This is a genomic window from Dysgonomonas mossii DSM 22836, assembly GCF_000213575.1.
Lineage (GTDB): Bacteria > Bacteroidota > Bacteroidia > Bacteroidales > Dysgonomonadaceae > Dysgonomonas > Dysgonomonas mossii.
This window is the reverse complement of record NZ_GL892004.1, coordinates 534,536-549,234: the sequence shown is the minus strand read 5'-3', so window position 1 is coordinate 549,234 and position 14,699 is coordinate 534,536. Positions and strand designations below refer to the sequence as shown.

The window sequence follows — 14,699 nt, the reverse complement described above, 5'->3', positions numbered from 1 at the left end:
TTCATTATAAATCTTATAGTTATGACAAGAAAGACATATTTAACATGTGTCTTTCTCTGTATTGCTGTACTATCAGCATTGCAGGGAAATGCACAAAAGAAAGTATTAGATCATACGGTCTACGATTCGTGGAAAAGTATATCCAATATCAGTATTACAAATGACGGCATTTATACAGCGACCGTAGTCAAAGAACAAGAAGGAGATGATTATCTTCTGATTAGTAATCTGAAGACAAAGCAGGAGCTGAAAATCCCACGTGCATATACCTACACCATATCACCAGACCAGAAACACATAATAGCGCAGATTAAAGCTCCTTATGCAGTAACACGCCAAGCCAAAATAAAGAAAACGGCCGATGAAAAGATGCCAAAAGATTCTTTAGCCTTAATTTCGCTGGACAAACTTGTAGTTTCTAAAATTCCGAATGTAAAGAGCTTCAAAATAGGAAAAGATTTTTCTGATTACATTGCTTATACAATAGACGACACATTAAAATCTAAAGATAAAAAAGAGCCCAAAGCTCTCACGCTTGTACTCCGCAATCTTTATACATCGAAAGAAGATACCATAAAAAATACGACAGAATATATTTTTAGCCGTAATGGTAAAGGCTTTGCGACAATATTGAAACCTTCAGCAAAAGATACGGTCAATAAACCGGGTGTCCTTTTTGTCGACCTGAATAATTTAAGCAAGGATACGGTTTCTATAAATAAAATAATCTATAAAAATCTTGCTTTATCCGAATCAGGTAAGAAGCTGGCTTATTTAGCTACATCAGATAGTCTGAAAAAGGAAATTAAAGATTACAATCTTTTCTACTTTGACCCGGCTTTAGACTCTGCAAAAATGATTGCAGATAAGAACACCGCAGGCATCCCCGAAAAGTGGACTGTAAGTGATAATTATACTCCACTGTTCAGTAAAAATGAGAAAAGACTGTTGCTAGGAATAGCCCCTATTGTCTTACCAAAGGACACGACTATTCCCGATTTCGAAAAAGCAAAGCTTGACATCTGGCACTGGCAAGAACCGCTTATCCAACCACAACAGCTTGTACAGCTGGAAAAGAAACAGAAGCAAACATTTCTGTCTTACATTGATTTGGAATCAAACACATTCTATCAATTAGCAACAGAGGAAATACCCGATGTTAGTATCTCTGACGAAAATAACGGGCAATATGCCATCGGAACTTCAGACCTGAAATATCAATTAAAGACTCAATGGGATTATCGTGCAAATCAGGAAAATGACATCTGGCTTTTCGACTTAAACAATCATACAAAAAAGCAGATCAAGAGCGGATTACAAGCCAGGCTTATGTTTTCACCACTGGGCAACTTTCTGGCTTGGTATGATATAAATACCCTTCAGTACTATGCCTATTCTATACCAGATGGTAAGGAAGTTTGTTTGACTGATAAATTGAATGTCAACTTTTGGGATGAGAAAAACGACATTCCTACAGCCCCTTCTCCATACGGATATGCAGCATGGACGGAGAATGACGCAGCTTTGCTTGTTTACGACATGTATGATATCTGGAAATTAGACCCTACAGGAATAAAAGCTCCTGAGAATATAACAAAAGGCTTAGGTCGAGAAAAGAAAGTGACATTGCGATATATCAAAACCGATCCCGAAAGTAGGTTTATAAAACCAAACGAAAAACTACTTCTCTCGGCATTCGATAATACGACAAAAGAAAATGGCTTTTATGAATTAGCTAAAAACAATATTAAGCCGTTGACCATAGCAAAATACTCTTATAGCACACCTGTAAAGGCAAAAAATAAAGAAGTATTTGCTTATACGAAAAGTAACTTTAATACCTCACCTGATTTATATTTTACAAGCAATTTGTGGAAAACTGAAAGCAAGCTCTCCGATATAAATCCACAAATGAAAGATTACAACTGGGGAACCGCCGAATTGATGTCGTGGACAACATTTGATGGGAAACCAACACAGGGAATAGTATACAAGCCTGAAGATTTCGACCCGAACAAGAAATATCCGGTGATGATTTACTTCTACGAAAAGCATTCGGAAGAATTGTATCAGTACTTCCCTCCTGCTCCAAGCCGCTCTATTATCAATATACCGTTTTACTGTAGCAGAGGTTATATTGTTTTCACGCCCGACATACAGTACACAACAGGACACCCCGGTGAAAGTGCATACAATTCGATTGTATCAGGTGCTGAGGAATTAGCAAAAAACACATGGGTAGATAAAGCCAATATGGCTATACAAGGGCAAAGTTGGGGAGGATATCAAACCGCTTATCTTATCACACGGACAAATATGTTTAAAGCTGCGGGCGCAGGGGCTCCCGTATCCAATATGTTTAGTGCATACGGAGGTATACGTTGGGGCAGTGGAATGAGCAGGCAGTTTCAATATGAACAAACACAGTCTCGAATAGGTGCTACGATGTGGGAAGCTCCCGAACTTTATAAAGAAAACTCGCCGATATTCTTTGCTGATAAGGTTCAAACTCCACTCCTTATTATGCACAACGATAACGATGATGCTGTGCCTTGGTATCAGGGAATAGAGTATTTTATGGCTTTACGCCGTTTGGGGAAACCTGTGTGGATGCTACAGTACAACAACGAAGCCCATAATTTGAAAGAACGGAAGAATTCGAAGGATTTAAGTATACGCCTGCAACAGTTCTTTGATCATTATCTCAAAGGAGACCCAATGCCTGTATGGATGAAAACGGGTGTTCCAGCTACAGAGAAAGGAAGGACGTATGGATTTGAATTGGAATAAGAGATACTAATATAGAGAGAAAAATAGGCTGGAAATTATCCAGCCTATTTTTTTATATCACATCCACTCCTTGCTCCTTCAGCAAGTTGAGACCAATATCTTTAAGTTTAAATTTCTGTATTTTTCCACTTCCTGTTAGAGGAAAAGAATTTACAAAAAAGATATATTTCGGAATTTTGTGACGAGCTATTTTTCCTCTACAAAAAGCTTTTACATCTTCAGACAGGAGATCTGCACCCTCTTGCAATATAATGAAAGCACCGACTTCCTCTCCATATTTTTCGGAAGGTATTCCGGCCACTTGAATATCCTTTATGCCTTGCATGTGATAAAGATATTCTTCTATTTCACGGGGATAAATATTCTCGCCGCCCCGTATTATCATATCTTTAATACGTCCCGTAATGCGATAATATCCATTCTTATCTTTGACACCCAAATCACCCGAATGCAACCAACCATCTTTGTCTATTACTTCGTTTGTTGCCTCAGGATTTTTATAATAACCTTTCATCACAAGATAACCACGACAGCAGACCTCGCCCTGCTCTTCTATAGCACACTCTTCGCCTGTATCAGGATTTACAATCTTCACTTCTGTAAAAGGGTACTCCCTGCCAACAGTCGTACAGCGTACTTCAAATGGGTCTTCAGTAGTAGAGTGCGTCATTCCCGGAGAAGATTCAGTTAACCCGTAGACACTTGTAATATGTGTTACATGGAGCTTTTCTGTTACTTGGCGCATTAGCTCTATAGGACAAAGTGCCCCTGCCATAATTCCTGTTCGCAAGGAACTGACATCAAATAAATTGAACATCGGATGATTCAGCTCTGCAATAAACATTGTCGGCACACCGTACAAAGCCGTACATCGTTCTTTATGTATAGATGCCAACACCACTAACGGATCGAAACGTTCAACCATTACCTGTGTAGAACCATGCGTTAGGCAGTTCATCGTTGCCAAAACAATACCAAAACAATGGAACAGAGGCACGCATACACACAATTTATCATCCGCTGTAAATTGCATAGCCTCGCCTGTAAAAAAACCATTATTTACGATGTTATAATGAGTGAGCATGACACCCTTAGGGAATCCGGTAGTGCCTGATGTATACTGCATATTCACGACATCGTGACAATTTACAGTACGCTTCGTTTTATTTAAGACATCACACGATACATTTTTACCTAACAACAATATCTCGGCAGTATTATACATTCCTCTATATTTTTCCTGTCCGATAAAAACGACATTCTTCAATTTAGGGAAACGCTCTACATTGAGGTAGCCTCTTTGAGTAGTTTTTAACTCGGGAGCCATCTCATAAACCATGTCAATATAGCTTCCATCAAAAACACCTTCGGTAATGCAAAGAGTATCTATATCTGCATTATCGACAATATATTCTAATTCGTGCTGCTTATAATTGGTATTGATCGTAACCAAAACCGCTCCAATCTTGGCTCCTGCATACAAAAAAGTCAACCAGTCGGGTACGTTTGTAGCCCATATACCAACATGAGAACCGGACTTAACTCCTATCGCCAAAAGCCCCTTAGCCATATTATTTACCCGCTCGTCAAACTCTTTCCATGTGAAACGAAGATCTCTATCTGAATATACTATATATTCTTTGTCAGGAGTTTTCTCTGCCCAATATTCGAGCCATTCTCCTATTGTTCTTTCCGATAGTTGCATTTCATGATTTTTGAAGGTATTATCATAAAGGAGTATAAATCACCGCTAAAATCTTAGCTCCACTTTCACCTCCCGCATGCACATGATGGGATACGATAGAATCGTAATAAATGCTATCCCCTTCTTCAAGCCAATATACATCAGTGCCATAGTTTATTTCAACAACACCTTCTAGGCAATAAATAAACTCTTCACCCTCATGCGTGGAAAGAATAAAATCAACACCTTTTTTTATGGGCTCAATCTGTATAACAAATGGCTCCATGTGCCTCCCCGATTTTGTAGAAGACAGAGAGTAGTAATCCATGTGTTTAACAGAGGAAGTATCTTTTGTAGAAAAGCTTATACTCTTGTTGTATTGTTCTTTGCGAGATATTACAGGACCCGACTCGTCCACATCATCAAGAAAAGTTCCCAATCTTACACCTAATACACGGGCTATCTTTATCAGCGGAGCTAAAGAAGGAATTCCTCCAGTCTCTTCTATTGCAACAACTTGCTTCTCGGCTAAGCCCGAACGCTCTATCATATCAGCAAGAGATATTGATTTCGATTCGCGGATTTCGCGAATCCTCTCCCCGATGCGTTTATTCGTTTTCATGAATAGATAGTAATGTTTATTATTTATTTTTAGTGTAATATACAAAAATATGATATTTCTTTAATTAGTATGACTAATAGTCAAGAGGATATTAAAAAACACTATTATAAATATATTTCTTTAACACAACTATTTCACAAATAAAATTCTAAACCAGAATATAAAAAACTATTCAATGAAATTTAAACAGGCTCTAAGTCCCTAATTTATATTTTCCATTTCATCAGCTTATTGTGCTGAATGAAGTCCTAACTTATTTCCTTCTGTATCCATAAATAATGCAAAAATCCCATTTCAGGAGTGATTGGGGTTTTCTGTACAATGATTTGTCCTCCATTTTTACTTATCTTTTCGAGCATTGGTTGCAAGTCATTTCCTGCATTCAGATAAAGAACCGCTCCATCACTTGTGGGTTTATAATCGCTGCCTTTAACTAAAACTACATTTACGGTTTCTCCGTCACTCGGCAAAACTCCCATTTGTGTTCCGTCCATATCGACTTCTTCGATCGTAATGTCTAAGATCGTTTGATAAAAATGAACTGCTCTTGAGAAGTCTGTTGTTGGAATCTCTACTATTGAAATTAAATTACGCATAATTTTTTATCTTTTATTATTTTAGTTAATTACATTGATTAGAAATTGCGAAGATAAAATACAGTTTATCTTCAAAATTGTATAAATGCGACATTACTAATCTTTTCGATAGAAAAGGGATGACAGCACATTTTGCCTGTCTTCTAAAAAATCTTTAGGATTGATTCCCGTAAATTCTTTAAAATCTTTGATAAAGTGTGCCTGGTCGTAATATTCGTTTTCGTAAGCGATTTGAGTGAGAGTTTCGGTTTTATGGTTAAGTAACATTTTCAGGGCAGCTTGTAAGCGGATTACTTTCCCCAATTGTTTGGGACTGATTCCAATTTGCTTTATAAAATTTCTTTCCAATTGTCTGCGTTTTGATACATTTTCTTTGAGGATTTTACTGATCGATGAATTTCCATTTGTTAGGAGAAGTGTATCAATAGTTGATTTTACAATATTGTCGATTGTGGCTTTCTCGTTGATTTTGTTCAATAAAAAAGTCTCGACAATCTTAATTCTTTGTTGCGTGTCGGTTGCGTGAATGATGTTTTGTTCCAAATCGTTTGCTTTTGTTTCTTCAAAAAGCTCAGTGATCGGGGTTTCCTTATTTGCAAGATTTTTGATAGACGTTTTTACAAAATTTGCAAAACCATAAGGATAGAAACGAACAGCAAAAGTATTTACATATCCTGTTGGTTTAATGTAAAAAGGGTCAGTGGTATGACCAAGCACCATTGCACGTGGTTGAAGGATAAATTCACATTCGGAAGTAAAACGTCTAATATCATCACCGAGAATAAAAGCCATTTCCAAACAGCCATCGGGCACAATTCGTTGTTTGTCTGCGTTATTTTCGGCAGGGACTTCCAACGTCCAGTAACATTTAACTAATGACTTAAGGACATTGCTTGGTTCAAATGTTTCGTACTGCATTTTTGCTAAGAGATTGTTTAAATTTCATTGAATTGTTGCAAAAAATTTATTTGCATAACCAATGCCAATATATTGAAAAAAGTTTATTATGGAAGGACCGTAAACGAAAACATGATGTAAAAGAGATATTTAATAACATTTTTACTTGGTAAAAACAGGCTTTCAATAGCAAATGTTACCTAAAAGACTATTCTAAATAGGAACCGGTGTATTATTATTTTTGCAAATGGTCATTTTATGAAGAGCAAGAGATTCCTCGAATATAAATAAGTTTAAGAAGTTATTCCTATTTTTGCCATACAAATAAAATAATTGTTGAACAATATCTGGTCTTAACAGATTATACATATATGAAAATATATTGGCAGATACTAAAGAAGTACAAAACAAGCCTCATTATAAGCCCGGTTCTTGTATTGATCACCGTACTGTGTGAAACAATACAGCCTTGGTTTATGGCAAAGATTGTAGACGATGGGGTTGTGCACCGTAACCTATCTGTCATTACTGAAATTGGAGCATACATGGTGGGGATATCCATTCTGGGACTTGTTGTAAGCATCATTAATGTATATGTATCTTCTCAAGCATCCATCGGATTTGGCACAGATCTTAGGAGCAAATTATTTTCGAAAATACAGCAGCTTTCTTTTACAGAAATCGATAGATTTAATTCCGCTTCATTAATCACACGTCTAACAAACGATATCACCCGTATACAGCAAGTTGCACTAATGAGTATGCGCTTGTTGTTACGTTCGCCGTTAATGTTGGTTATGTCTTTTTTCTTTGTTATAAAAATAAATACCGATCTTGCTTTTATCATGTTGGGAGTTGTACCTATACTTAGTATTAGCATTTTCCTCATCATGTATAAAGGGCTTCCACTCTTTATGAAAGTACAACAAAAGATTGATCAACTCAATGCCGTGGTAAGAGAGAACCTGATCAATATCCGTGTCGTTAAATCATTTGTAAGGGAGGATTTTGAAACTAAGAAATTTGAGAAGAGAAGCCATGACCTGCAAGATATGGTAGTGAATGCGTCTAATGTTGTGATAGCAATATTTCCTGTCATGCAACTGATAATGAATGTATCTGTTATCGTAATCCTTTGGGTAGGCGGAGCAAAAGCGATAGAAGGTAACCTTAAAGTGGGAGAGCTTATTTCTTTTGTCAATTACATGACACAAATACTGATGGCTTTAATGTTCCTCTCGATGGTGATTGTAAATATAGCGAGAGCTTCGGCCTCATCAGAGCGCATACTCGAAGTAATGAATACAGAACCCTCTCTTGCAAATACCGAAGAAGGCTTATCAAACAAGCATAAAATAACAAAGGGAGAAGTTACTTTCAGTAATGTCTTTTTCCGTTATAATGGCGGTGAAAACGATGTATTGAAGGATATTAATTTCCACATAAAACAAGGTGAAACAATCGCTGTAGTAGGAGCAACAGGGTCGGCAAAGAGTTCCATGCTTCAGCTTATCCCACGACTATACGATGTTACAGCAGGAGAGATTCTCATAGATGGAGTTAATGTAAAGGATTATAATCTGAAAGAATTGCATGCCGAAATAGGTATGGTACTGCAAAAAAATGAACTCTTCACCGGAACAATTATAGATAATCTCCGCTGGGGACGACCCGATGCAACAATAGAGGAAATAGAAGAAGCGGCAAAAGCAGCTCAAGCACACGATTTCATCATATCTTTCACAGATGGATATAACACTCTTTTGGGACGTGGAGGCATTAATGTTTCAGGAGGACAAAAGCAACGGATTTGTATTGCACGTGCACTATTACGTAAGCCCAAAATCCTTATATTGGATGATAGTACAAGTGCTGTGGATACGGAGACCGAACAGAAAATCAGATATAATCTTAACAATCTATTAAAAGGAACAACTGTCTTTATTATCACACAACGTATCAATACAATGCAATCAGCCGACAGAGTGATAGTACTGGAAGATGGTGAGATAGATGCTATTGGTAAACCTGACGAACTAATAGAAAAATCGAAGCTGTATCAGGAAATATACAACTCTCAACAAATAGTCTACTGAGGATATGGCACACGGAGATCACTACAAACAGAGCGGTAAGCCGACAGAGGTTAGGAAAACCTTCTTCAGGCTAATGGCATATCTTGCGAAGGATAAAAACCTTTTGATCGTTATCGGTTCCCTTATCATTATCAGCATCGGGTGCAATCTTGTTGGTTCATATATGATACGTCCTATCATCAACAATTATATCATACCGGGCAACTATGAAGGACTGCTGCATATACTTATTATTCTCGGTGTTATATATCTGATAGGTGTAGCCGCTATATATATACAATACAGGCTATTAAATAGAATAGGCCAGCGTGCAGTAACCCGTATGCGTACAGATCTGTTCAAGAAGATGGAAAAGCTGCCTATTAAGTATTTTGACACCCATCAGCATGGCGACATCATGAGCCGATATACAAATGACATAGATCAGGTGAGCAATGCTCTTACTGATAGCTTATCGGATATGCTGACCAGCGCACTGATGCTGATAGGGATATTCTCACTCATGATCTATATAAGCCCTATACTAACTTTAGCTACCCTGATTACCATCCCTCTCATGTTCCTTAGTGCCAAAACGATCGTAAAACGAAGCAAGAAATACTTCAAAGCACAACAAGATACACTGGGAGACGCAAATGGGTATATAGAAGAAATGATTAGCGGGCAAAAGGTGATCAAAGTATTCGGCTATGAGAAAAAGGTAGAACAGGACTTCAAACAACTGAATCAAAAGCTAAATGAGAAATCAAAAAAAGCACAATTTTACTCGGGAATGATGATGCCTGTGATGCAAAATCTTAATACTTTAAACTTTGTTGTTGTTACTATAGTCGGTGGGCTACTTGCTATATTCAGAGGGTTTGATGTCGGTGGATTGGCCGCATTTCTTCAATATTCCCGTCAGTTTGGTCGTCCAATAAATGAGCTTGCCAGCCTTTACAATAGCATACAAGCGGCAATGGCAGGAGCAGAACGTATCTTTCAGGTAATAGATGAGGCTCCGGAACAAGAAGATGCTCCCAATGCGATAAGCCTCAACGATGTGAAAGGTGATCTGGAAATGAAAGATGTCTATTTTGGATACAAACAAGACAAACTAATCCTAAAAGGAGTATCACTACATGCAACACCAGGGACGAAAATAGCGTTAGTGGGGGAAACAGGCGCAGGAAAGACAACTATATTGAATATGCTTCCCCGCTTCTTCGACATTAAATCGGGAGAAATAACCATAGATGGTATATCGATACATGATATAAAGAGAGAAAGCCTCAGGCAGTCGATGGCTATCGTACTACAAGACACCCATTTATTCACAGGAACGGTATGTGAGAATATCCGTTTTGGACACCCCGAAGCCACAGATGAAGATGTAATACAAGCAGCAAAACTAACCGCGGCGCATTCGTTCATCAAGCGGCTCCCAAAAGGATATCATACGATGCTCGAAAATGATGGGGCAAATTTGAGCCAGGGGCAGCGACAGCTATTAAATATAGCACGAGCAGCTATTGCAGACCCTCCTATCCTTTTGCTAGACGAGGCTACCAGCAACATCGATACCCGCAGCGAACTGCTTATACAAAAAGGACTGGACAAGCTAATGGAAGGACGTACCAGCATTATCATAGCACACAGGCTTTCTACAGTGCGTAATGCAGACAAAATACTCGTACTCGATGATGGCCAGATAATAGAACAGGGCACACATACAGAGCTACTTAACCTCAAAGGGAAGTATTACAGTCTGTATCAGGAACAGTTTGAAGAATTTTAGTGAAGTTATACTAAAAACCCCTATAATAATCAGATAGAAACCCAAAGGAGTAAAATTAACAATATATCTTATTCTCATATTTAAATAATCTTGTACTTTTAGCCCAATTTTCGAATTAGAATAATGAAAGAGAATCACAAAGTTCCGTTTAGCGCATTAGGTGTCGTTTTAGCAATAGGTATCGTATTTGGAGATATTGGTACATCGCCTTTATATGTGATGAGAGCTATCTTGAACACACTACCTGCGGGACAACACAACCATGCGGAATATATTCTCGGTGCTATATCTTGTGTGATATGGACTTTGACAATTCAAACCACACTTAAATATGTCATCATCACCCTTCGTGCCGATAATAAAGGCGAAGGTGGTATTCTTTCTTTATATGCCCTTATCCGGCAAAAATACCGTTGGGCTTATATCCTTGCCGGTATCGGTGCAGCCACATTACTTGCCGATGGCATTATAACTCCTGCCATGACCGTGATGTCTGCCGTAGAAGGGCTTCAACCAATCGCTCCGCATATACCGGTTATACCTATTACTGTAGCTATAGTACTCATCCTATTTCTGGTACAACCCTTCGGGACAGGCTCTTTGGGAAGATACTTCGGGCCACTGATGATCATCTGGTTTACGATGATGGCTGTAATGGGTCTAAGTCAGGTAGTACACGACCTGAGTGTATTCAGAGCTTTTAATCCCATGTATGCCATTCGCTTTTTGATAGAAGTACCACAGGCGATGATTATACTTGGTGCTATCTTTCTGTGTACAACAGGAGCAGAAGCCTTGTATTCAGACTTAGGGCATTGTGGACTGAAAAACATACGCATTTCATGGATCTATGTTAAAGCAGCACTTATACTCAACTACTTAGGACAGGCAGCATGGATTATTAATAGCGGACATGTCACCCCTGATGTAAATCCGTTTTTTTCGATGATGCCCGAATGGTTCAGACTCACAGGTGTAATAATGGCTACTGTGGCGGCAATTATTGCCAGCCAAGCATTGATAAGTGGGTCTTTCACCGTTATCAGTGAAGCTATATCCCTGAATATCTGGCCGAATGTAAAAATACAATACCCGACAGATATCAAAGGACAATTATACATCCCCTCTATCAACTACATGATGATGGTACTCTGCCTTATCATCATACTCACAATGCAATCTTCGATGAAACTGGAAGCGGCCTATGGTCTAGCCATCACCCTCAGCATGTTGATGACCAGCGCCTTGCTATTCCTTTATTTTATGAAAAAGAAGAGACCTCTGTGGTTTACCATTCCACTCACTCTATTCTTCGTTATCATAGAACTCAGCTTCTTCTTCGCAAATATGCAAAAGTTTGCACATGGAGGATTTATACCTATTATAATTGCAGGAGTACTACTCCTTCTGATGTATTCATGGTATAACGGACGCCGTATTAAACGCCACTATACAGTTTATGATCAGGTGGATGAACATTACGTCAGCCAGCTATTAAAGATAAGTGACGACACAACTATACCTAAAGCAGCGACCCATCTGGTGTATATAGTAAAAGCCAATAATAAGAACTTTTTAGAGAGCAAGATTGCTTATTCTCTATTTAAACGGACACCAAAACGTGCTGATACATACTGGTTTGTAAGAATAAAAAGAACCGATGAACCTTATGAATTCAGTTACGAAACAACGATATATGCCCCTAAGAAAATTTTCCGTGTCAATATCCGTGCAGGGTTTAAACTAGGAATACACACAGACAAATATGTAAACTTGATAACCAACGAGTTGGAACGACTAGGTCTTGTAGATCTAACGTCTCGATATCCATCTATGCAGGATGCTAAAGAGAAACGAGGAGATTTTAAGTTTATGATTGTAGACCGCATATTCCGCAATGTGCACATGAACCCTTCAAGACAGATTATCTTAGGATGCTACAACCTTGTAAAGAGATTAACAACCTCAGACACACAGATGTATGATATAGACCCATCTCTTGCTGTTGTTGAGACTGTACCATTAAGGCAAGTAGACCATACCGAGGAGCAACTGAAAGACTTGCTGAACCAAGCAAATGAAGCGGAGTAGTTAAACTCGAAGTCCGTCCAGCAGCTTCACATAAAGCTCTATAGCCTCCCTTATCTCACTCAAATGGATATATTCGTTTGCTGTATGCGAGCGGGCTGAGTCTCCGGGTCCCATCTTCAAGGTAGGAAAAGGCATAAATGTCTGATCAGACAACGTAGGCGATCCATAAGGAGTTTTTCCAATGATAATAGCACGTTGAACAAACGGATTTTCGAGAGAAATTCTCGATGAATTCAGGCGAAAAGACCGGGGTTTTACTTCACAGTCTGTATGCTTATCTATAATATGATAAAGTTCTTCGTTGCTATACAATTCATTGCTTCTTACATCCACAACAAAGTGACACTTGTCGGGTACTACATTATGCTGTGTTCCTGCACTCACCATACTTACAGTCATCTTTACAGGCCCAAGCAAATCGCTTGTCTGCGGAAACTCGTACGTCCTAAACCATTCGATATCTTTGATCGCCTTATAAATCGCATTCTCTCCTTCGTTACGTGCAGCGTGTCCCGCTTTTCCGTATGAAGTACAATCAAGCACTAAGAGACCTTTCTCCGCAATAGCAGGATTCATCTGAGTAGGCTCACCCACAATACCAAACGTAATCTCCGGAAGTTCGGGAACAACAGCTTCAGCTCCACCATTACCGGAAACCTCTTCTTCGCACGATGCTAAGAAAATCAGATTATAATCTTGTTTCTTTTGTGCCAACATAAAGAAAGCATGTAACAAGCACACCAAGCTGGCTCCTGCATCGTTACTTCCCAATCCGTAAAGTGTATCTCCGTCTTCCTCGGGAAAGAAAGGGTCTTTTGTCCAGCCGGATACAGGACGAACAGTATCCATGTGCGAATTGAGCAGAATAGTAGGTTTTGAAGAATCAAAATCCTTGTTCCGAATCCAAAGATTATTTCCCTTTCTATCGGGAGAAAATCCCATCTTACGCATGCACGAAATTATTACTTCTGCTACATGATGCTCCTCTCTACTGAAAGATGGAGTACTTATCATTTCCTTCAATAGATCAACTGCATTGTAGTATAAAGCATCAATATCTTGTTCCATAGATTTTATATTTTAGTGAAAAGGTGACAAAAGTGACACTTTTTCCATTGTTTTGAGTTGTTACTTTTTCTATTATTGAAGCGCATCAAGCTCTTATATTAGATAATATTAAGTATTTATTATAGCTATTCGAACAAAGGATACACACTTTATTCTTTATCACGTACAATCAGTTCGCCGATCTTTAAGTCCAACGGCGTAGTGATCTTTATATTGGTTACTTCCCCTTTTACAAGATGGACATTTACGCCCATCGCTTCTACAACCGAAGCATCATCGGTAAATGTTTCTTTGAAGTCCGTTTGATACGCTTTTTTAAGAATATCCACCTCGAAGACCTGAGGCGTTTGCACCAACCGTATCTTAGACCGATCAACAATGCGGCTTTTATCCTCATCAACAACTTCCCTGAGGCTGTCGGTAGAGTCTATAACAGGTATAACAGCAGGGTATTCTCTCGCAGCATCAAAACACCGCTTTATCATCTCTTCCGAGCCAAAAGGGCGAACTCCGTCTTGCACACCAACCAATCCGTCAGCCACAAGAGCCAATCCGTTTTTCACTGAATGAAAGCGAGTTTCTCCTCCATTGGCAATTGCATGTTCTATCGTGAAGTTATATTCTTCGCACAGGCTTTTCCAATACTCCTGATGAGAGTCAGGCAACACCAAAACAATATTTATATCCTCATCAAACCGATAGAAAGCCTCTATTGTATGCATAAGAACGGGTTTACCGCCGATAGGAATAAACTGTTTCGGCAAATCATTACCCATGCGCAGCCCTTTTCCTCCGGCTACTATAATGACATTTTTTTTCATTCTATTTCGTCCAGAATCTTTTGTATTTCTACATTCGTTTTTTGCAACTTATCTTTACAAAACTTAATGAGGGTTGCCGCTTTTTTTACTTTTTCGAGAAGGATATCTACATCCAAATCTTCATTTTCGATACTGCCCATAATGTCCTGCAATTCTTGCATTGCTTCTCCGTATGTTTGCTCTTTCTTTGCCATAATTTATTATTAGTTACAAGAACAAATTATAATTATTTCTATCATTTATTACCAACCGAACAC

Annotated in this window: 11 protein-coding genes; 4 read left to right on the top strand and 7 right to left on the bottom strand. The window is 38.6% G+C overall.

What is annotated here, in order from left to right:
- Positions 1-21 precede the first annotated feature (21 nt).
- Positions 22-2,790 carry an alpha/beta hydrolase family protein gene (locus tag HMPREF9456_RS02350; protein WP_006841849.1) on the top strand — a complete coding sequence of 923 codons (2,769 nt, stop codon included), beginning with the start codon at positions 22-24 and terminating at the stop codon, positions 2,788-2,790.
- Between the two features lie 52 nt (positions 2,791-2,842).
- On the opposite strand, the gene HMPREF9456_RS02345 is transcribed toward HMPREF9456_RS02350, so the two are convergent.
- From HMPREF9456_RS02345 to HMPREF9456_RS02330, 4 genes are all read right to left on the bottom strand, one after another.
- Positions 2,843-4,495 (bottom strand): AMP-binding protein, encoded by a 1,653-nt coding sequence (locus HMPREF9456_RS02345; protein WP_006841848.1) that lies wholly within the window; start codon positions 4,493-4,495, stop codon positions 2,843-2,845.
- A gap of 22 nt (positions 4,496-4,517) precedes the next feature.
- On the bottom strand, positions 4,518-5,096 hold the full coding sequence (locus HMPREF9456_RS02340) for a helix-turn-helix domain-containing protein (protein ID WP_006841847.1): 579 nt from the start codon (positions 5,094-5,096) through the stop codon (positions 4,518-4,520).
- Between the two features lie 248 nt (positions 5,097-5,344).
- Positions 5,345-5,692: a VOC family protein gene (locus HMPREF9456_RS02335; RefSeq protein ID WP_006841846.1), complete on the bottom strand. Its 348-nt coding sequence runs from the start codon at positions 5,690-5,692 to the stop codon at positions 5,345-5,347.
- Between the two features lie 96 nt (positions 5,693-5,788).
- The gene (locus HMPREF9456_RS02330) at positions 5,789-6,610 is read right to left on the bottom strand and encodes an AraC family transcriptional regulator (protein ID WP_006841845.1); all 822 of its coding nucleotides are present in this window, start codon (positions 6,608-6,610) and stop codon (positions 5,789-5,791) included.
- A gap of 350 nt (positions 6,611-6,960) precedes the next feature.
- Here HMPREF9456_RS02330 and HMPREF9456_RS02325 point away from each other — a divergent pair, with 350 nt between their 5' ends.
- The 3 genes from HMPREF9456_RS02325 (at position 6,961) to HMPREF9456_RS02315 (ending at position 12,553) form a co-directional block, all read left to right on the top strand.
- A complete protein-coding gene (locus HMPREF9456_RS02325) occupies positions 6,961-8,685 on the top strand; it encodes an ABC transporter ATP-binding protein (RefSeq protein ID WP_006841844.1) in 1,725 nt (574 codons plus the stop codon).
- Between the two features lie 4 nt (positions 8,686-8,689).
- The gene (locus tag HMPREF9456_RS02320; RefSeq protein ID WP_006841843.1) at positions 8,690-10,462 is read left to right on the top strand and encodes an ABC transporter ATP-binding protein; all 1,773 of its coding nucleotides are present in this window, start codon (positions 8,690-8,692) and stop codon (positions 10,460-10,462) included.
- A gap of 123 nt (positions 10,463-10,585) precedes the next feature.
- Entirely contained in the window at positions 10,586-12,553 is a 1,968-nt protein-coding gene (locus HMPREF9456_RS02315) for a KUP/HAK/KT family potassium transporter (RefSeq protein ID WP_006841842.1), read from the top strand.
- Here HMPREF9456_RS02315 and HMPREF9456_RS02310 read toward each other — a convergent pair whose 3' ends face one another.
- The 3 genes from HMPREF9456_RS02310 to xseB form a co-directional block, all read right to left on the bottom strand.
- Positions 12,554-13,621 (bottom strand): M20 family metallo-hydrolase, encoded by a 1,068-nt coding sequence (locus HMPREF9456_RS02310; RefSeq protein ID WP_006841841.1) that lies wholly within the window; start codon positions 13,619-13,621, stop codon positions 12,554-12,556. It abuts the gene before it with no gap.
- Between the two features lie 149 nt (positions 13,622-13,770).
- On the bottom strand, positions 13,771-14,442 hold the full coding sequence (locus HMPREF9456_RS02305; RefSeq protein ID WP_006841840.1) for a 2-C-methyl-D-erythritol 4-phosphate cytidylyltransferase: 672 nt from the start codon (positions 14,440-14,442) through the stop codon (positions 13,771-13,773).
- Complete coding sequence (xseB, locus tag HMPREF9456_RS02300; RefSeq protein WP_006841839.1) at positions 14,439-14,636, bottom strand: exodeoxyribonuclease VII small subunit; 198 nt, start codon at positions 14,634-14,636, stop codon at positions 14,439-14,441. The genes HMPREF9456_RS02305 and xseB overlap by 4 nt, the downstream gene beginning before the upstream one ends.
- Positions 14,637-14,699: the final 63 nt, after the last annotated feature.